Source organism: Bradyrhizobium sp. CCBAU 25360, from assembly GCF_028128695.1.
Classification (GTDB): Bacteria; Pseudomonadota; Alphaproteobacteria; order Rhizobiales; family Xanthobacteraceae; genus Bradyrhizobium; species Bradyrhizobium ottawaense.
Map to the genome: position 1 here is coordinate 1 of NZ_LBJA01000045.1, position 19,086 is coordinate 19,086.

Genomic DNA, 19,086 nt, shown 5'->3' on the forward strand with positions numbered 1-19,086 from the left:
ACGACCTCGGTCGGTTCGGTGACCACGGGAGCCGACGGCAAGTGGAGCTTCCAGACCTCCGACCTGTCGGGCAAGTCTCATGCCTTCACCGCGGAACAGGTCGACACCACAGGTCACGTGGTCGGCACCAGCTCGGGCGCGGCGATGGTCGGCTCGGGCCGCAGCGATACGCTGACCGGCACCACCGGCAACGACGTCATGGTGGGCAAGGCGGGTGCGGATACGTTCCAGTTTGCGTCCAACTTCGGCCAGGACGTCATCAAGGACTTCGCGGCCCGCGGACCTGCTCACGACACGATCGAGTTCAGCAAGAGCGTGTTCGACAGCTTTGCGAGCGTTCTCTCCCACGCGGCCCAGTCAGGCCACGACGTCGTGATCGCGACGGGGAGTGACACCCTCACGCTGAAGAACACGCAGCTCGACAAGCTGAACAGCCACGACTTCCACTTCGCGTAGGATACGGGTCAGCCGCACAAGCTGATACTCAACAACTGCCTCGGGGGATCGCTTGGGGATCCCCCGACAAAGGCATCATTAAAGGGCAGGTGTCATGACTGACGTTGGACGGCGGGGGGTGTTTCCCCCGCCTGCGAATCTTTATCGAATCCCCATTATGCATTTGTCAGGCCTATGGTCGGCCGGGCGCCGGCTGGCGGACGAGGCCGAAGCGCCGACATCGCGGCTCGTCGGCTGGGCAAGGCGCGTGGTTGAAGCCCTTCGGCAACGGATATTCGTCGGCCGTTTCCGGTCGGCGGAGGACTACGAGGAGCCGCACTCAGAGATGTCGGCATTTCTGCGGTCGTGCGGCCGGATATTCTGGGCGCTCGCGGCCTTTAGCGGGATGAGCAATCTCCTCATGCTCACCGGCTCATTCTTCATGCTGCAAGTCTATGATCGGGTGCTGCCCGGGCGCAGCATACCGACGCTGATTGCCTTGCTGGTCCTGGCCGCGGTCCTCTACCTGTTTCAAGGTGGGCTCGACTTCGTCAGAAGCAGGATCAGCGCGCGGGTCGGCCGGTACTTTGATGAACGGCTCGGCATTCGCATTTTCGACGCGCTTGTCCGCTTGCCCTTGAAGACCAGGGCCGATGGCGACGGCTTGCAGCCGGTGCGGGATCTTGATCAGGTCCGCAGCTTTCTTTCGAGCGGCGGGCCGACGGCGCTCTTCGATCTACCCTGGATGCCGATCTATCTCGGCGTTTGCTTCCTCTTTCACTTCTGGATTGGCGTCACTGCGCTGGCCGGCGCGTTGGTGTTGATCGGCATTACCATGCTCACGGAAACCAGGACGCGCGGGCCGGCAAAGGCGTCCTCGCGCCTCGCGGTCTCGCGAACGGCACTCGCGCTCGAGGGTCGACGAAATGCAGAGGTTCTGCAGGCCATGGGCATGCGGCAGCAGGCGGCGTTGCGGTGGCGCGATGTCAACGCGAAGTACCTCGCGGCTCATGAGCGGGCCAGCGATGTAGCCAACAGCCTCGGAGGCGCCTCCAAGATCTTCAGGGCAATCCTGCAGTCGCTGGTTCTTGCCGTTGGCGCAGTCCTTGTCATCAACCAGGAATCGACGGCCGGCATCATCATCGCCGGATCGATCCTCAGCGCGCGGGCGTTGGCGCCCGTCGAACTGGCCATTGCGAACTGGAAAGGGTTCGTCGCTGCGCGGCAGTCGGGACAACGGCTTAATGCTTTGCTGAAGCTTCTCCCCAGCGAGGAAGAACGGCTGGAATTGCCTCCTCCTGTTGACGCTCTCTCGGTCGAGAATCTCTTTATCGGCGCTCCGAACTCGGAGCGGCCTACCGTCAATGACGTGTCGTTCCAATTGCGGCGCGGGCAGGCGGTTGGAATCATTGGGCCGAGCGGATCCGGCAAATCGACGCTGGCACGTGCGCTGGTTGGGGTATGGCCGGGCATTCGAGGCCGGATACGGCTGGACAACGCCGCACTCGACCACTGGTCTTCTGACGCCCTCGGCAAGCACATCGGGTACATGCCTCAGGACGTGGAATTGTTCGACGGCAGCGTTGCGATGAACATCGCGCGGTTCGATCCGCAGGCGACCGCCGCCGCTGTTCTGGAGGCCGCGCATGCCGCGGGCGCGCACGATCTCATCCTCTCGTTTCCGGAGGGCTACGGCACGAAGATCGGCGAGGGGGGGGTGGCACTGTCGGCGGGGCAGCGGCAGCGCATCGGGCTCGCCCGCGCCTTCTACGGCAAACCATTCCTCGTGGTGCTGGATGAACCCTCCTCCAATCTCGACGCCGAGGGCGAGGAGGCGCTGACCGAGGCGATCCTGAACGTGCGCCGTCGCGGCGGGATCGCCGTCGTGATCGCCCATCGTCCGAAGGCGCTTGAAGCCGTCGATCATGTCTTGTGCCTCGGGGAAGGCAGGGTTCAGTCCTTCGGCAAGAGGGAGGAGGTCCTCAAGAAGGTCTTGCGAAATCCCGTGCCGCTCAAGGTGGTCGCGGAAGCTCAAGGAGGCAACCGATGAACGGCCAGCTGGTAGCGCCGGCGATGCAATCCATCCAGCGTTACATGATCGTCGGTATGATCATGTTGGGTCTGGTGACTTTTGGAATCGGCGGTTGGGCGACAACGAGCCAATTGTCGGGCGCGGTGATCGCCCAGGGTGTCGTCGTCGTGGATTCGAGCGTCAAGAAGGTTCAGCACTCCACGGGTGGGATCGTGGGTGAGTTGCGCGTGCGCCAGGGCGATCGGGTCAATGCAGGCGACGTTTTGATCCGCCTCGACGAGACTCAGACGCTCGCCAATGCGACGATCGTCACGAACAGCATCGATGAGCTGCTCGCGCGCCAGTCCCGGCTCGAGGCCGAGCGCGATGGTGCCGAGCAGGTCGTGTTTCCCAAGGTGCTGCTCGACCGAGCCAAGGAGAACAATTCTGAGGCGAGCCGTGCAATCGCTGCGGAGCGGAAGCTGTTCGACCTCCGCCGTCAGGCAAGGAGCGGCCAAAAAGCGCAGTTGCAGGAAAAAAGCGCGCAGCTGGAGAACGAGATCAAGGGCTATACGGGGCAGACCGAGGCCAAGCAGAAGGAAGTCGAATTTATCCGCCAGGAACTGGAGGGCGTGCGTAGCCTCTGGCAAAAGAATCTGGTGCCGATCACGCGGCTCAATTCCCTCGAGCGCGACTCCGCACGCATCGAAGGCGAGCGCAGCCAGTTGGCAGGCATGATTGCGCAATCGAAAGGCAAGATCTCCGAAATCGGCCTCCAGAGCATTCAGATCGACCAGGACCTGCGGACGGAAGTCGGCAAGGACCTGATTGAAACGCGCTCAAAACTCTCCGAACTGGGCGAGCGCAAGACTGCGGCGGTCGATCAATTGCATCGGATCGATATCAGGGCGCCACAGTCCGGCCGCGTCCATGAACTCAGCGTCCACACGGTCGGAGGCGTGATCTCTCCCGGCGAGCAAATCATGCTGATCGTTCCTGATGCGGACTCGCTTGCGATCGAGGTCAAGATCCCACCGAAGGATATCGACCAAGTTTATGTGGGGCAGACCGCGACGATGCGCTTTGCAGCGTTCAACCAGAAGACCACGCCCGAAATCGACGGCGAGGTCAGCATGGTCTCGGCAGATATCACGCAGGATCAGCGCGCCGGCACGAGTTATTACACGGGCCGTATCCTGCTGAAGCCCGAGGAGCTGGCGAAGCTCGGCTCCGCCAAGCTGCTGCCAGGAATGCCGGTCGAGGTCTTCATCAAGACGGCTGGTCGGACCGCGCTATCCTATCTGCTCAAGCCCCTGCACGATCAGGCGGAGCGTGCATTCAAGGAGCGCTGAGCTCGGTGCAAGCCGTAGGCAGCGCTTGACGAAACGCACGCGGGCTGGCGCCCTACACATGGGCGTCAGCGTCTCTGCGCCCACCCCCGCAGCAGATCGCGCGCTCGCCGACCGATCGGCGGGGGCGCGTGCCTGTCGTGCCGCGCTGAGATCACGGGTTGTTCAAGCGATCGCCCGCTCAGCACGTCCATCCGCTTGGCGCGCAGGGCCATCGCGACGACGAAGCCGAGTATTGAAGCTTCGGCTCCCACAATGACGAGCAGCTCAATTGGCATATGAAATCGGTCCGGCCTGCGAGGGCTGTTCTTGCGATTTGAGCATGGCGACCAATTAAATCAATAAAATAATGTTCGGTCCGAATCCGTCCGTCTCGCTCTGGGGCGGCCACGCCTGTCGCCTGTGATTGCACTTCGCGTGGCCCGGATGAAGAGGGCCTGTCTGATCGGGGCTTCTCCATCCATCCGAGTTCCTCGCTTGCAAGCGTCGCCGGCCCTGGTCGTGTCCGTCGCGGTTTAAATGCAGATATTAATTCTGTTTAATCTTGCAAATTAAATTATAATAGTTAATTTAAATAATGACGGATCGCGGCCTGCAGCGTTCGGCTGGGTCGTGCCGCGGCCCGCGTCGATTTGGCATTTGCAGGAGAGCGGCAGGTGCAACGAACCTCAGGCTCGATCGTCGCGACAGCCATCATGATCATCATCGGGGGCGTTCAATGGGCGGGTGCGGCATTGCCGGCCGTGCCGAGGGCCCCCCAAGCGGACCCTGCGCGCATCGAGCTGGGGCGTCCGGCTCTTCCCCCCCTCACTTACACCGCGTTTTGCCTGCGCTATCAGGCCGAATGCCGCCCGCGGCGCTTCTTCCGCGGCGGGCCGATCCGGTTGACCGAGAAGCGATGGGCGGAGTTGCGGGAGGTCAATCGCGCGGTCAATCTGGCGATTGAGCCCGCCCGCAACGAGCTCGGCCTTGCGGGCGAGGCGTGGACCATTAATCCCGCGCGTGGCGATTGCAACGATTACGCGGTGAGCAAGCGCCACGAGTTGCTTCGGCGCGGCTGGCCGGCGCGTGTCCTGCTATTGAGCGAAGTCGTCGTCAGTTCCGGTGAACATCATCTGGTGCTCCTCATGCGTACCAGGAGCGGCGATCTCGTCCTCGACAATCTCACGCCACAGGTTAAGCCCTGGTCGCGGACGCCCTATCGCTGGGTTCGCGTGCAAAGCCCGGGCCGTGACGGGCTGTGGGTCACGATTGGACGAGAGGGGGTATGAGGCACTGGCACGAAAGCCCTGAGCCTTCCTTGGCCAGAGCGTTTGCGTTTACTCGTGAGCGCATTTGAGCCGCTCGAGCGTAGCGAGCCTGTCTTCAAGCGCGACGATCCGGCGAAGAAGATCGAGGCGCGACAGCCCCAGGGTGGCGCGCGTCGATCCGATGGCAGAAGCGGCAGCACATGGTCGCTCGGAGTTGGGAGGAAGGACGCTGAACATGCGCAGGACGCCGTCGCCTGTCAGCACATCCACCCAGCCCTCGGAAGGTGACCGTCCCACGATCCGGCCTGGTACGCGGCCAATATAGCAGGGAGCATCAAGCCGCGGCGACGCGTTGGTGATGATGAGCCGCTGCCCGTCAAGGTGGCTGAAGGCACCTGGAAATGGCGGTGTCAGGCCGCGGATCAGCCGATCGATGGTGTCGGTAGGCTGGCACCAGTCGATCTCTCCATCTTCCGGAACACGGGCGCAGCCATAGGAGGCATTGTCGGTATCTTGAGAAGTGCCTTGGTAGCCGGTGATCGCTCGTACGACGACCCCGCCGAGCTCACGTTCCTGAATCGCGTTGAGGCGCTCGTAGAGCGAGGTGACCGTGTCATTCGCGCCGATCGGAATGGCCTGCTGAAACAGCAGATTGCCGCCATCAAGTTCCGGGATGACGAGGTGAATGCTGATCCCGGCGGTCGTCTCGCCGTTGATGATTGCCCAATTGACGTTGGCACGGCCGCGATAATGCGGCAGAAGCGAATAGTGCACGTTGACGAAGCGACACAATGCGAGAATCTGCGGCGGGATGATCCGATCGAACGAAGAGATCACAACGGCCGCCGGGCGCAGCTCTGCGATCATTTTCTGAAGCTGGTTCAGGTCCTGCATTGCCGCGACCGGGATGCCGCGGTTGTTGGCAAATGCCTTCAACGCGCTCGCGTCGGGCTGGTCCGTTCTCCGGAATATCTGGACCACGCGGCAGTGCGCAGCCAACGAGCGAAGCGCTGCGAAGCCCGTCGGTCCGTCCGCGAGGAGTACGACATCGGGCTGCGGCTGCTCCGTCATGTCACCTCCGGCCATGGTACAAGCTGGGCGAAACCGTCCTCTGTGACGGCACCGCCCCGGCGGACCCACTCGGCCGCGCGCAAGCCGCCGGTCTGCAATCGTATGATCGGCTCGGGGCCGATCTCCGACAGCAGAATGCCCATATGGCCCTGTCCGACTGATTGTGGGGGCCAGACCGCAAGACCATTGGCGGCTAGCACGGCTCGATCGACGTCGCCCCAGAACTGCACTACAACGGCGCCGTCGGGCGCGCACGCGGCCAGATGCGCAGCCTCCGCCCGGCCGATGCGCGGCGAGTCCGTTGGCTGCAACGCGACCACGAAGGCCTCCCATGCGCCAGGATGGACTGCCGCAACACTGTCGAACGTCTCGACGTTCGCCCCCAGGTTCGTCAGCCCGGTGAGCAGGGGGGCAAGGAAGTCGTTGTCGCAGAGCAGGGCGATTTTGTTACCGAGAACCGCCAGCCCGCAATCGTGCAACTGCTTCACGGCGAGCGGGCCAAGGAATGAGAAGACGTCGATGGCGGGGTGTCGCTCGTTGACGCCGACCACCCGGATTTTGCGTCGCGCGCACGCTTCGATATCCAAGTCCTCGCGACGAAACTCCCAGGCCTCGAACATCAAGGCAATCACGGCGTCGCCGCGCAGCTGGTCGATCAGCGCAGCTGTAAGCGGACGGAGGTGGCCACTGTTGGTCACGATGTCGACGCTGTGAAGCACCTCGGGGCTGATCTTTTCCAGAATCTCGATGCGGTCAGCGACGTCTAGGGTGGCTGCGATCTCGAACGTCTCTCGTTTGGCATCTGTCACAGTCCCATGGCGGCCAGGTTTCGTGAATGCGTAGACCTGCTTGGCTCCGGCCATTGCAGCCAAGACTGGGGTGACGGCATAAGCGCCAGTCGCGGCTTCGGTCAGCACAGTCATTCCCGACATGTCCAGTCCCGTTTCAGCGAGGGCGCGTTTCATCAGCATTCGCAGTCGAGCAGGTGAAAAGCCTGGCCTGCGAAGTGCTCTCTTATCCGCATCAGATCGCAATTGCGCGACTGAGGTTCCGGTCGCGGTCATTGATGGGTCCCGCTGTTGCCGCTGGAAGACGCCGGCTTCATGGTGTTCTCGACCGGTGCGCTCTGGATATCCAATCGCGTGCCGCCCGGAGCACGTTGTGGAGCGGATCGGGTAGGAGCGCGCGCACGTGATCCTGCCAGCTCATTTGCTCGATCCCCGGATCTTCGCCGGGTCGCGCTGCCCAATACCGCACGCGGCGTTCGCCCGATGCGACGACACGGCGCGTCGTCGTGTAGTAATAGGATGCGACGGAAAGGCGCATTCGACCGGGGGGACAGGAGACCGGATCCGGAAGGCCGTGGAGAGTGGCACCGTGCGTCTCCCAGAGGATCACGGTGTTGAACCGGGGAAAGATGCGGCATCCGAGCGCCGACATGTCCGCAGGCCACAATTCGAGGCTGCCGCCGTAAGCTTCGGGCCAATCCCGATTGAGATAGATGAGCAGATTGACCCGGTGGAACAGCCCGGTCGTCGGGTGAACCTCGAAATCGCGGTGAATCTTCGTGAAGCCTCCTGGGGGCGTTCGATGAACTCCCGCAAATTTGTGCGTCGGATCGGAATGAAGATCTCGAACGCCGGTGACTGCCGAAATGAATGCTCGAAAGCCGGCACTGTCCACTAGGCTCAGCAGATGCTGAGTGGCCGGCCCCAGTCCGTCCGATACCTCCTGCTTGACCAGGCGATCGGTAGTCGTGGTAATCAGGCGGGCTTCCGGGAGGGCGGCGCATTCGGCCGCGACCATGTCCAACAGCTTCTCGGGAAAGGCATCGTTGAGGACAACGTGCGGCCAAGGTCTTGCAGCTGCGTATTCGGCGCGCAGGGAGCTGGCTCGCGCAAGGAGGCCGCTCAACGAGTGAAGCTGGAAATCAACATGCAATTCCGCAGACTCCGGCTGCAGCGCTTGGAGTCAGGGCCCCCAAGTCCGCCTGCAAATTAAATGTTATTATTAATTGGCTTTGGATTAAATGTCAAAATAAACCGTGAGCTGAATGTTGGGCTCTGTTGCACCGGAGAGTTCAATCTCCGGGCGCCGCCGGCAACGCAATCGTGATCTCCAGTCGCGGAATTCAAATCAGCGATTAACTTATTTAATTTGAGGGTCGACGATTTTGGGTCTACCTTGAGGATTGGGCTGGAATACAGCAGGACGAGCCGATGACCCAATTCGACGCGGAAGGCGATGATCGTCGTGAGTTCTTGAAGACCTGCGGAAAATTCGCCGCTGTTACCCCTCCGACAGTGACCCTGTTGCTCTCCACCTCCCTGACCTCGGCCGCAATAGCCAGTTCAGGCGGCCGTATTGTGCGTGGCAACAATGGCTTCGGCAATGGCGGCGGTGACGGCACCCCCAACGGGAAACAGGACGACAATCGGTAAATTCTGCGGTCCAATGGGCCGTCGCGGTGCGGCTGGGCTCAGCCGGTCCGGCGGCGTCTTTGTGCGGACGAGCGGTCGATCAGGAGATCGGTCAGCTTCTTGCCGGCGCGCAGCTGCGCTTTCAGCCAGCGGGGCTGTTTGCCGCGGCCGGACCAGGTTTCGGACGGGTCTTTCGGGTTCTGGTATTTCGGCAGCACCGGCGGGTAGGGGCGGCGCGGACGTTCCCCGTTCGGGGACGAAACGGCGGTCCCCTCAATCTTGCGCAGCCGCTCTTCAAGCTTGATCTTTTCCGCGGTCATCCTGCGACTGAGAACGGTCGTCACCTCATCGTAAAGCCCCCACAGCTCGGCTGTGGTCAAGTCGACCCAGTCACTTTTCCCCATGGAAGCCGTCCCCAGCTACTTCCGAACCGAAACAGGAGGGGGCATTATCAGGTCATGGCAGGGTTGGGCAAGCGCGATCCGGGCGCGCGGCGGCGCTTGTGTGCAGCGCAGTACTTGGTGCTAGCGGTTAAGACTGTATCTCCGACCGGGCGGTCGCCTCCTGAGCCCCCTCCGTCCGTAAGCCCGTCGCTTGGGCGCGAGCAATCGCTCCTCTGCTTTCAACACGCGATTACGTAAGTTCTGCAATTCTGTGAATTGAACGATGAGGGCCTTATGTGTTTGACGCAAAACTGCCGAAGAATACATGTGACCACCTACTCATTGCCGACGACGAATCCGTGCCAATAATTGAAAAATTGCTGAATTAACGAAATCTGGCCTCAAGCGCGGTAACTGGGACTTCCGTCGGTGCTACACGGGCTACGATCAATCGCAGCCTTGTTCTGTCCTTGATTACCAGCCGTTGCTTTGATGAATAGTAATACTTTCCCTCCTTCCTTCCCGGAGCTAGGCTTCATGAACGGCCTCGCTTCAGTGAAACTTCGTCGAATGTTAGATTTGAATCGTGAATGTCCCTATATATCGTTGGTAATATCCGGCTCTAACTAAGTTAATTGGATGTTGACCATCATGGCACGCCCGCCCGATCAGTGGGCCGATGACATTCTTGGCGTGAATTTTCAGTCCGATGCCATCAAAAATTGTGGATGGAATGTCATTATCCTCGCAAAAAACCGCGGTTTCGAATTTTGCGTTGAGCACCGCATTCTTACGGTGCTGCACGCATTCTCTGGGCGAGTTACGATAGTGTAAGCCATCGAGCGTTGCCGCAAGGTGCCGTCTCAGACTAGGACCCTGCGACGTTATTGACGGAGCTGACTGGATATAACTCCCGCGTCTCAGAAGGAGGGTGGATTAAACGGCTGCAAGAGGGGTTGTTAGCAACAGGCAAGGGAAGCATGCGCCGCATCAGAATTGTCATCGCTGATCGACACCCGATCGTCTTGCAAGGGATTAGGAGCGTTCTTGCGACGCAGCGTGATTTTGTCGTCGTTGCTTCCTGCAGCGATGGCGCGAGCTGTATCGAGGCAATTCGATTTCTTGCGCCGGACGTAGCGCTTGTCGATGCTGCACTGCCCGACTTCAGTCGACAGCAGATGCTCGCTCGTGCGAACGCCGTCGGCCCACGTGCTCCGATTATCTTCTTCACCGGTATTACGGCCGACAGTGAGTTACAAAGGTCGGCCTTGAACGGCGCCTGCATCGTCCTCTCGAAGGATTCGGATGCGGAGATGCTGGTCGCAACCCTGCGGAAAGCTGCCCAGGGCCAAGCTGCGGCTTCGCCGAACAACGGGCACGTCAGCGAGGCCCCCCTGGCCAGTGTGAAGCCTTTGACACAGCTAACTGACCGGGAGCGGCAGATCATGCGGCTCGTATCGGAGGGGCTATCGAACAAGGAGATTGGGCGTCGGTTGAATCTCGCCGACGGTACGATCAAGGTCCACCTTCATCATATCTTCCAGAAGCTGGAAATCAGCAATCGTACGGTTCTCGCGGCATTGGCGATCTCGCGAAGCGAGCTGCATGCAGCGCCAGATGAGCCGGATTCCCTTGGTCTGTTGCGTCAGGATCCAGCCAGCGCGAACTGAGGGGTACGTCTGGCGCGTCTTCGGCAGTATGCGCGAGGGGCGGCCTATCGCGGTGCCAGATGCTCAATCATGTTGAGGCAGGCCCCCTCGGCCTCGGCCAACGTTCGAAAGGGCGAGCCGCCAATCTTGATTGCGGCTTGGTTATTGTGGAGCGGACGCCAACTCGCCAGGTAGCCGGAGCGGCCGTGAAAGCCTGGACCTCCCGGGCTTCCGAAACTGATCACGAACGAGAAGCCGTGGCTGCTCGCACTCCAGATCTCCATGTCCCGGACGGACCGATAGAATTGCAGTGGCATCGCAATGATCCATTGTAGCCGAGCCCGCGCCCGTTAGTTAAATTCAAGTTAACTAAATTAAATGCTCGGGCGCAACTCAAATTGATGCCCCGAGACAGTGCGCCGCAAAAAACCGGGAGAAGCACGGGAAATCGCCGGCTTTCTGTCCGGGTCGCGCACGTTCAGTAACCTCTCACCGGACAAAGAAAATTCTTGGTTGAAAATCTATATTTAATATATAATAATGTAAACGTCGTTTTAAATCGAGGAGGACGCATCGTGACCCGGGACGGCAACGAAGATGACGACCGGCGGGCGTTTTTGAAGACCTGCGGAAGATTTGCAGCCGTGACGCCCCCTGTCATGACGCTGCTTCTGTCCACCTCCCTGACCTCAAAAGCCATTGCACGTTCGGGCGGCCTGCACGGGGCGAAGCAAAGCGACAGCGGGCAGTCGTTCTTTGACAATGATCGCTCGTCCGCGGCAGGGCCGGGGAGTTCCAGCGGCGGATCATCAGGGGGTGGGGGAACACCTGGTGGTCGCTCTGCCGGATCTTCTCATGCCGGAGGGGCATCCGGCGGGGCTGGCGGTAGCGGCGGGGCCGGTGCTGGCGGAGGCAATGCAAAAGGGCCCTTCGCAACCGGCGGCGGCTCTGGAATTCCAAGTGCAAATGGTGGGGTCGATTGCGCAGACGAAGAGAACGAGGAAAAGCGCAAGGCCGATTGCCCTGGAGCTAGTACTCAGATTTCCAGCGCAACCCAATCCAGCCCGTAAGATCTTCTCAGCCCATGAAGGAGACCTATGGGCTGCTGTGCGGCCAAGCCAGGCTGGGCCTTGTGCTCCGACAGGCCAAACGCGAGGCCGAAGGCATATCTGGCCAGCCGAGCGGCCTCCCCGGAGGCTCGATCAGGAGGCGTGTCATGAATACCCGCATTCGAGCGGAGAGTCCTGCGGCCCTTCTTCGAGAGCGTCTCGAAGCGCTTGTCGCCCGGCTCGCAGAACTCGAGAAGCTCAGAGACCGGGTAGGTCGAGAAGAGAATCGTCAACGCAAGCTGTGCAAGGCGGACAGTCCCCCATGCCCGAGCTCAGACCGCGGGCGGTCGTTCCAGCTTCGCACAGGCGAAGCTCATGCCCGTGCTGGTCGGTTGCAATAAATCGCGGTGTAACGAGCGTCCCAAAGCGAATGGACGACCGGAAGGGTGCGTGCGGATGGTTCGCGAAAGCGAACCGGCCTACGAGCCTGTCTTGGCTATTCGGCTACCGGGCGAGCGGGAGGGGGGGCGCGCTGGAGCCCCAGGGATGAGCCCGACCGCGCCGTGCGAGACTATCCGATCGATTCTGCGGCTCATGACCTTGTAGCACTCGCATGCCACGGCTTCGAGCCGCGGCCGATCAATCTCGAGCTGGCCGCGCCGACTGGATTTCAGCGCTCTTGACGCGCGCATTGTGCACACGACATGCGTGACCGTGGTGCGGCGAACGCCGAGCAACTCCGACAATGTTTCTTGCGTCAGCGGGAGCAGGTCACCTTCATTCGCACGATCATGGATGTGAAGGAGCCAGCGCGCTAAGCGCGCTTCGACGGAATGCAGTGCATTGCAGGCCGCCACGTGCTGGAGTTGCGTCAACAACGACATCGTGAAGACCTGCACCATGGATGCGATTGCGGGGCTGCGATGTTGGGCTGCCAGGAATTGCGCAGGTGAGATCTGCAGCGCTGCCCCGGATAGGCGGGCGACCGCGGTCGCAGGCGCGGCGGATGCGCCAAACGCTGACGTCAAACCCACGGCGCCCTCGCGCCCGATGATCGCCGTGGCAACTGTTTGCCCGTTCGGCAGCTCCGTGATCGCGGCGATGGCGCCGCTGAGGGGGAAGAGAAGATGTTCGATCCGATCGCCCGATCGGATGAGCACGGAATTGCGTTCGATCGCGACTTTCCGGAGATGAGGCGCGAGCAAAGCAAAATCCGCTGGCGGCAACGCTGCTAACAAACGATTTTCAATTCTAGTCGCATGGTCCATCATGGGATTGGCTCCCGACGGATACTCGGCACTAGAACTCATGCCGATGTGTCGAGCTGCTCTGCGGCGTTCCAGCTCAACAGCAAGCCAACCGACCACCACAGACATGGTTCCCATGATCAATGGCGAGTACGGGGTGGCCCGACAATCGCATGCCGCGTCGTAGGTATATGGCCCGCTAGTATCCGTGTTGAAGACGAGTTGGGGCGGCATCGCTTCAAGCTGAAGCCGAGTCTCCAGCGCCTTCACGCGCTCGCGCCGCATTGGCGGTGCAGTAAGCTGGGAAGCCTCCTTAACATCGACGAGTTGGCAGTCTCACTCTGCTGGAGGCGTATCGTCCTTCGACATGCTTTCGCTAACGAGTGGCACGCAACGACGCGTCCGCGGGAACGCCGGCCTTGCCCCGCAAGGCCAACACGTGACCCAACGCGGGCTTGGATCGCGCCAGGGTCGTACGAGATAATGACCCCCTCGTGCCAGGGATTGAGATCGTCCAACGTGCCCGCCGGATATTCTCGGAGGCGATCAATCCGATAGGCACGAAGTGCCTCGTTGCCGGTAATGGTCTTGACGCCCCCGCAGCCGCAGCGAACCACGGCACCTTCGGCATACATTTCCACGATCGCCTCGATGTCGCCCGCGCGGTAAATCGCACTGGCCATCGGGTCAAATGATATATTTATCACCTAAATGCCTTAAAAGCTTGCGATTTTAAGTCATTTTTAGCCAGCTAAGCCTCTTTCCCTATTCTATTAATTGTATTTTAATAATCCCGCTTGGCCTCGGCCATATGCCGAAGTACATAGATGGCCGGGCCGAGGCACAGTCCATGTTAGACGTATCTGTGAAGCAGAGACGGATCCGGCTTCTGATCGTAGATCGACAACCGATCGTTCTACAGGGGCTGAAGTCGGTACTCGGGGCACAGCAGGACTTCGACGTTGTCGCATCGTGCAGCGATGGGACAAGGTGTCTCGAAGCAATTCGGAATCTGACACCCGACGTCACGCTTGTTGCTGACAACCTGCCAGATCTGACGGTCCCCGAGATCCTCGCGATTGCGAAAGCTGAGAATCTCTCCACGCGCTTGGTGTTGTTTACCGAATCCGAAGCAGATCACGATCTAGCCGCCGCTATTGCTGCTGGCGCCTCCAGCGTAATCTCGAAGCATGCTTCCTCGGACACTATGCTGCGATTACTGCGCCTGATGACGGAGCGCAGCGTGTCGCGCGAGCAATCCGATCTCTTGCCAGCCGGCCAGGCAGCTGACGGCGGCGGCAAAGTGGAAACGATGCTGGAGCTATTGACGCACCGGGAACTTCAAATTGTACGACTAGTCTCAGAAGGAATGTCAAACAAGGAGATTGCGCGCCAGCTAAACGTTTCCCCAGGGACAGTCAAAGTACACCTATACAACATATTTCAGAAGCTTGAAATTACCAACAGAACTGTGCTCGCTACCCTCGCGTTGTTGCAGCGACCGTCCGGCTTCGGCCTGCTTGCGCTGGCGTTTCTGGCGTTCGCAATTGCGGACGAACTCAAGGCGTCGGAAGCGAACGACGTGGATCCGGACGACGACAGCGTCGGTCGCGCGGGAGAGCATGCCGAATATGAGCCCTGGAAGAGAGCTATTCTCCGACACCTCGTGGCCTGGGAATCCGGCGAGACGTCAACCCAGAGGGACTTCTTTGCCAAGGCGAGCCTGGTCACGAACCCGGCGGAGGCACTAGGAGCGCTGAGCCCGGCAGAGCAATCCGCAGGCTCGAAAACGTGGAAGGACCACGGCCCGGTTGGATCGAGCACGCCCAATCTTCCTACGCCATTACTGCGGGGCACCAGCGACACACAGATCGTTGGAGACCCGACCTCTGAACATCAATTCCCGCGGCTTGCTTCCACTCCGACGTCGATTCACGGAGGGTATGGCACCTTCGCCACTCTAACCGGTGCGTTGATCTACGCACTGAACGACCCCCATCTTGCCGTGCAATCGCATGACCCGGGCAAAGCGCCGATCGACAGCTTCGTGGTGGTCACCGGCGAGAATGCGACTACAAAACTGGCCTCGATAACCGATGCCGATACCAATGATGTAGACGGCTTTCCCCCGGCTTTCCCTTTGCACGATTTGCGCCTGCCTGCCGCGCTTGTGACCACCGGCAACGAACGCGTCGCGGGCGAAGGCGCTTCGAACCAAATGAGTCATGGTGCTGCGGACCACAACCTGCAAGAACCCCATGGCTCACCGGGCTCGGGTCGCGATGCCGGTATTGGCGGAGATGGCCGCGATCAACGGATGGGCGGCGACGTTGGCGAAAACGTTGTTTATCGCTCCCCGATCGATTCCAATTCGACCTCTTCCCACTCTGGCTTCGATTTCGCATCTGGATCGAGCCGGATCAATCTTGCGGCTTTCGGAGCGCTTGCCTGGCTCCATATGACAGCAGCAAGCAAGTCCATACCGCCGCATACCCTCGCCTGGATCTACAATCCCGCAACCAACGAAACGATCGTGTACGTGAATCCGACTGATCGGAGTCTCGATGTCGGAGACCGGGGCCTGCTGGAAATCCATCTGCAGGGGATTGTCTCCATTGCGGAGTCGGATTTCGTCGGCCAGCCGGAAGGCGCGGCTGTCGCGATCACCCTGGATCAGCTCGAAGCGCTGACATCGGCGACCGCAACCGAAGCTGTTCTGAGTGCGGATAGTGCCCATACAGTTATCGGGACGAGCGAGAGCGCGCTCGGGAGCGCGGCAGTTTGGAGCACTCTGACCGACAACGGCTTGACGTTCGGATTCGGGCAGGCTCGGACCGGCTCGGGGGGAGCGACAAGGTCCAGAACCTTCACTAGCGATTCGGTGGCTACAACGGATGAGAGCGATGGTGGGTCCGGCGGGTCGGCTCATGTATCACCGATCGCGCTTGCTCATAGCGCGACGGTCACGGCAGTTGAAAATCTCACATCGAAGAATGAGCCGATCAATGGGGGGGCTGGCTCTAGCAGCGCAGCGGGCGATAACTCACAGCACGCTTCGGAGCCAGGGTCTGCAAAGGCGGCAGCGGAATCGACTGAAGCCGGCTTCATGCAGGGGAATGGCGTCGGCAATGACAACGAGAATCATCCCGCCGCTTCGGGGGCTTCGCGAGGGGCAGCGAAGTCAGCAGAAGCCGATGGTGTGGAACACGGCAATTCGGGGCACTCAACCTCTGGAAAGCCACCGGAAGCAGCCGACCCCGGTGAGCCAGGCGTCGCAAAGGCCGGTAGCGCGGGCGGTAACTCCCAGCACGCTTCGAAGCCACCGGAATTGACTGAAGCTGGCTTCATACGGGGAAATGGCGTCGGCAATGACAACGAGCATCATCCGCCCGCTTCGGAGGCTTCGCGAGAGGCAGCGAAGACGGCAGAAGCCGATGGTGTGGAACACGGCAATTCGGGGCACTCAACCTCTGCAAAGCCAACGGAAGCAGCCGCCCCCGGTGAGCCAGGCGTCGCAAAGGCCGGTAGCGCGGGCGGTAACTCCCAGCACGCTTCGAAGCCCCCGGAGCCGACTGAAGCTGGCTTCATACGGGGAAATGGCGTCGGCAATGACAACGAGCATCATCCCCCCGCTTCGGAGGTTTCGCGAGGGGCTGCGAAGACGGCAGAAGCCGATGGCGTGGAACACGGTAATTCGGGGCACTCAACCTCTGCAAAGCCACCGGAAGCAGCCGACCCCGGCGAGCCAGGCGTCGCAAAGGCCGGTAGCGCGGGCGGTAACTCCCAGCACGCTTCGAAGCCACCGGAATTGACTGAAGCTGGCTTCATACGGGGAAATGGCGCCGGCAATGACAACGAGCATCATTCCCCCGCTTCGGAGGCTTCGCGAGGGGCAGCGAAGACGGCAGAAGCCGATGGCGTGGAACACGGTAATTCGGGGCACTCAACCTCTGCAAAGCCACCGGAAGCAGCCGACCCCGGTGAGCCAGGCGTCGCAAAGGCCGGTAGCGCGGGCGGTAACTCCCAGCACGCTTCGAAGCCACCGGAATTGACTGAAGCTGGCTTCATACGGGGAAATGGCGCCGGCAGTGACAACGAGCATCATTCCCCCGCTTCGGATGCTTCGCCAGGTTCGGCGAAGACGGCAGACGCAGATGGCTTGGAACGCGGCAATTCGGGGCACTCAACCTCTGCAAAACCACCGGAAGCAGCCGACCCTGAGCCTGGCCTCGGTAGCGCGGGCCGCGATAATTCACAGCACAATTCAGAGCCAGGGTCTGCAAAGGCGGCAGTCACAGAGTTGACTGAAGCTGGTTCTACGCAAGGGCACAGTCTCGGTAACGACAACGAGCATCATTTTCCGCCTTCGGATGCTTCGCCGGGTTCGGCGAAGACGGCAGACGCCGATGGTGTGGAACGCGGCCATTCGGGGCACTCAACTCTTGCAGACGCACCTGAAGCAGCTGAGCTCGATGAGCCAAGCGTCGCAACGGCCGGTAGCGAGGGCCGCGGTGACTCACAGCACGGGCCTGCAAAGGCGGCAGCCACAGAGCTGACTGAATCTGGTTCTGTGCAAGGACACAGCTTCGGTAACGACAACGAGCATCATTTCCCGGCTTCGGATGCTTCGCCGGGTTCGGCGAAGACGGCAGACGCAGATGGCGTGGAACGCGGCAATTCGGGGCACTCAACTCTTGCAGACGCACCTGAAGCAGCTGAGCTCGATGAGCCAAGCGTCGCAACGGCCGGTAGCGAGGGCCGCGGTGACTCACAGCACGTTTCAAAACCAGGCCCTGCAAAGGCGGCAGCCACAGAGTTGACTGAGGCTGGCTTCGCGCCGGGAAATGGCGCCGAGCATCAAGCTCCGGTCTTGGATGTTGCGGCAGCGTCAGCCGGGGAAGAACCGACCGTCGTGGAGCATGGCAACTCCGAGCACGATTTACATGGCTCTAAAGACGCACCCGAAGCAGCTGAGATGGTCAAACCGAGCGTCGCAAATGGCGGTGACTCCGGAAACTGGCCGCAGGCTGCGCAACCTGCTGCAACCGCGTTGGACCCCGTACAGCCGGCTAAAGTTGCCTTCGAGATTGGGGGTGCGGAATTGGCGTTTCGCTTCGATAGCTATGCGACTCCTCCCACATTCGGCGCGGTAGTTGAGCTTGATGGCCCGCCAGGTCGGCACGTTCCGCCTGGTCAGGAAGTGGACCTCCACACCATCGGCAAATCGATCCCTGATGCACTGGACGAACACGCGGTCGCCCCCGTTCATAACGTTCCGCATCACGCCGTTGTACCCGCGCCTCATGACTTGCTGATTTGAAGCGTCCCATCGTTACAGATGTGGGAGCCCTCCGCATCCACCGTCCTTGCGGCTCCGCGAATTTCGAGTAACGGCCCGGGAATCGATAGGTATCACATCAGCGGCTTCTTCGAGCCGTTCTTTACGACCAAGCAGATCGGCGAGGGCAGCACGGGGCTTGGCCTGGATCGGCTATCGCATCGTCCGCGAAGATGGCGGTGAGCTCCCTTGCAACGCACGAGCCGGAAGGCGGCGCGACCTTCTGACGTCAATTCTTACGCGCCGTTACCCCCTATGGAGCGACTCAGACAGATCTATTGATCGATGTAGCGTGTCCAAATTTGAGCCCGTCGGTTCACAGTCATTGAGTTCTCGGATCAATGGTTGAACGGACCGTTCTGCTTGGGCGATGGATGTTTATCTTTAGCCGGATAGCTGAGAGAGGCCGCTTTTTATGCTCACTCCATCGGATACCTGGGGCGAAGCCGTTGAATCTTAGGGGTCTTTGTTTTCCGTGGCCCCCATGATGGATCGGACCGAGAATTCAAGTTTTTCAATTGGTTAGACGGCTGCGTGTGCGCGGCGTGTGCACCGAGAGGATCCATAAAAATCCACTCATGATCATTTGTGTGAGCGTACGTTTTGAAGAGCACGGCCGCGGTTGTCGCAGCTCATTCCGTGGGGTGAATGCGAGTGGCAACATTAGCTCAATCACCGTAAGCCTTCCGCGCAATCGTGACCTGCTGTGCGCAACCGCCGCGCGTGTGCGAGACCGCACTTTCGGTCGAGCCGGTGTTGTGAGGCGCCGGACCCGGTTACGGGGCCGCTGTGAGCTGCACATCAAAAAAGTATCAGTTGCACATTGAAATCGTGGTGGCGGGCCCGGATACCGGTCGCTACGATCCCTAACGAGAGGAAGCGCT

12 protein-coding genes and 2 pseudogenes are annotated in these 19,086 nt (G+C 60.7%); 8 read left to right on the forward strand and 6 right to left on the reverse strand.

Annotation, left to right across the window (positions count from 1 at the left end):
- The 4 genes and pseudogenes from XH81_RS34115 to XH81_RS34130 all read left to right on the forward strand — a co-directional run.
- A pseudogene (locus XH81_RS34115) lies at positions 1-456 on the forward strand (Ig-like domain-containing protein); the annotation flags it as partial.
- Positions 457-781: 325 nt separating this feature from the next.
- Positions 782-2,485 (forward strand): type I secretion system permease/ATPase, encoded by a 1,704-nt coding sequence (locus tag XH81_RS34120; RefSeq protein WP_049801687.1) that lies wholly within the window; start codon positions 782-784, stop codon positions 2,483-2,485.
- Entirely contained in the window at positions 2,482-3,798 is a 1,317-nt protein-coding gene (locus XH81_RS34125; protein WP_028145374.1) for an HlyD family type I secretion periplasmic adaptor subunit, read from the forward strand. Before XH81_RS34120 ends, XH81_RS34125 begins: the two co-directional genes overlap by 4 nt.
- 692 nt (positions 3,799-4,490) lie before the next feature.
- Positions 4,491-5,066, forward strand: a complete 576-nt coding sequence (locus tag XH81_RS34130) for a transglutaminase-like cysteine peptidase (RefSeq protein ID WP_162832238.1) — start codon at positions 4,491-4,493, stop codon at positions 5,064-5,066.
- A 48-nt stretch (positions 5,067-5,114) separates the two neighbouring features.
- On the opposite strand, the gene XH81_RS34135 is transcribed toward XH81_RS34130, so the two are convergent.
- The 3 genes from XH81_RS34135 to XH81_RS34145 all read right to left on the reverse strand — a co-directional run bounded on the left by XH81_RS34135 (position 5,115) and on the right by XH81_RS34145 (position 8,057).
- Positions 5,115-6,116 carry a methionyl-tRNA formyltransferase gene (locus XH81_RS34135; protein WP_028145371.1) on the reverse strand — a complete coding sequence of 334 codons (1,002 nt, stop codon included), beginning with the start codon at positions 6,114-6,116 and terminating at the stop codon, positions 5,115-5,117.
- Complete coding sequence (locus tag XH81_RS34140; RefSeq protein WP_049801686.1) at positions 6,113-7,081, reverse strand: hypothetical protein; 969 nt, start codon at positions 7,079-7,081, stop codon at positions 6,113-6,115. The genes XH81_RS34135 and XH81_RS34140 overlap by 4 nt, the downstream gene beginning before the upstream one ends.
- A 136-nt stretch (positions 7,082-7,217) precedes the next feature.
- Positions 7,218-8,057 carry a 2OG-Fe(II) oxygenase gene (locus XH81_RS34145; protein WP_080670318.1) on the reverse strand — a complete coding sequence of 280 codons (840 nt, stop codon included), beginning with the start codon at positions 8,055-8,057 and terminating at the stop codon, positions 7,218-7,220.
- Between the two features lie 278 nt (positions 8,058-8,335).
- On the opposite strand from XH81_RS34145, the gene XH81_RS34150 reads away from it, so the two are divergent.
- The gene (locus XH81_RS34150) at positions 8,336-8,557 is read left to right on the forward strand and encodes a hypothetical protein (RefSeq protein WP_028145369.1); all 222 of its coding nucleotides are present in this window, start codon (positions 8,336-8,338) and stop codon (positions 8,555-8,557) included.
- A 38-nt stretch (positions 8,558-8,595) separates the two neighbouring features.
- Here XH81_RS34150 and XH81_RS34155 read toward each other — a convergent pair whose 3' ends face one another.
- Positions 8,596-8,940 (reverse strand): H-NS histone family protein, encoded by a 345-nt coding sequence (locus XH81_RS34155; protein WP_028145368.1) that lies wholly within the window; start codon positions 8,938-8,940, stop codon positions 8,596-8,598.
- A gap of 959 nt (positions 8,941-9,899) precedes the next feature.
- Between XH81_RS34155 and XH81_RS34160 the strand changes: the two genes are divergently transcribed.
- Positions 9,900-10,589, forward strand: a complete 690-nt coding sequence (locus XH81_RS34160; protein ID WP_049801681.1) for a LuxR C-terminal-related transcriptional regulator — start codon at positions 9,900-9,902, stop codon at positions 10,587-10,589.
- A gap of 638 nt (positions 10,590-11,227) precedes the next feature.
- A pseudogene (locus tag XH81_RS34170) lies at positions 11,228-11,512 on the forward strand (hypothetical protein); the annotation flags it as partial.
- 92 nt (positions 11,513-11,604) lie between these two features.
- On the opposite strand, the gene XH81_RS34175 reads toward XH81_RS34170, so the two are convergent.
- Both XH81_RS34175 and XH81_RS34180 read right to left on the reverse strand, forming a co-directional pair.
- Complete coding sequence (locus XH81_RS34175) at positions 11,605-11,910, reverse strand: hypothetical protein (RefSeq protein ID WP_028145365.1); 306 nt, start codon at positions 11,908-11,910, stop codon at positions 11,605-11,607.
- A gap of 186 nt (positions 11,911-12,096) precedes the next feature.
- A complete protein-coding gene (locus XH81_RS34180; RefSeq protein WP_038971042.1) occupies positions 12,097-12,888 on the reverse strand; it encodes a Crp/Fnr family transcriptional regulator in 792 nt (263 codons plus the stop codon).
- Between the two features lie 826 nt (positions 12,889-13,714).
- Here XH81_RS34180 and XH81_RS34185 point away from each other — a divergent pair.
- Positions 13,715-18,184: a LuxR C-terminal-related transcriptional regulator gene (locus tag XH81_RS34185; RefSeq protein WP_152103147.1), complete on the forward strand. Its 4,470-nt coding sequence runs from the start codon at positions 13,715-13,717 to the stop codon at positions 18,182-18,184.
- The last annotated feature ends 902 nt before the right edge of the window (positions 18,185-19,086 follow it).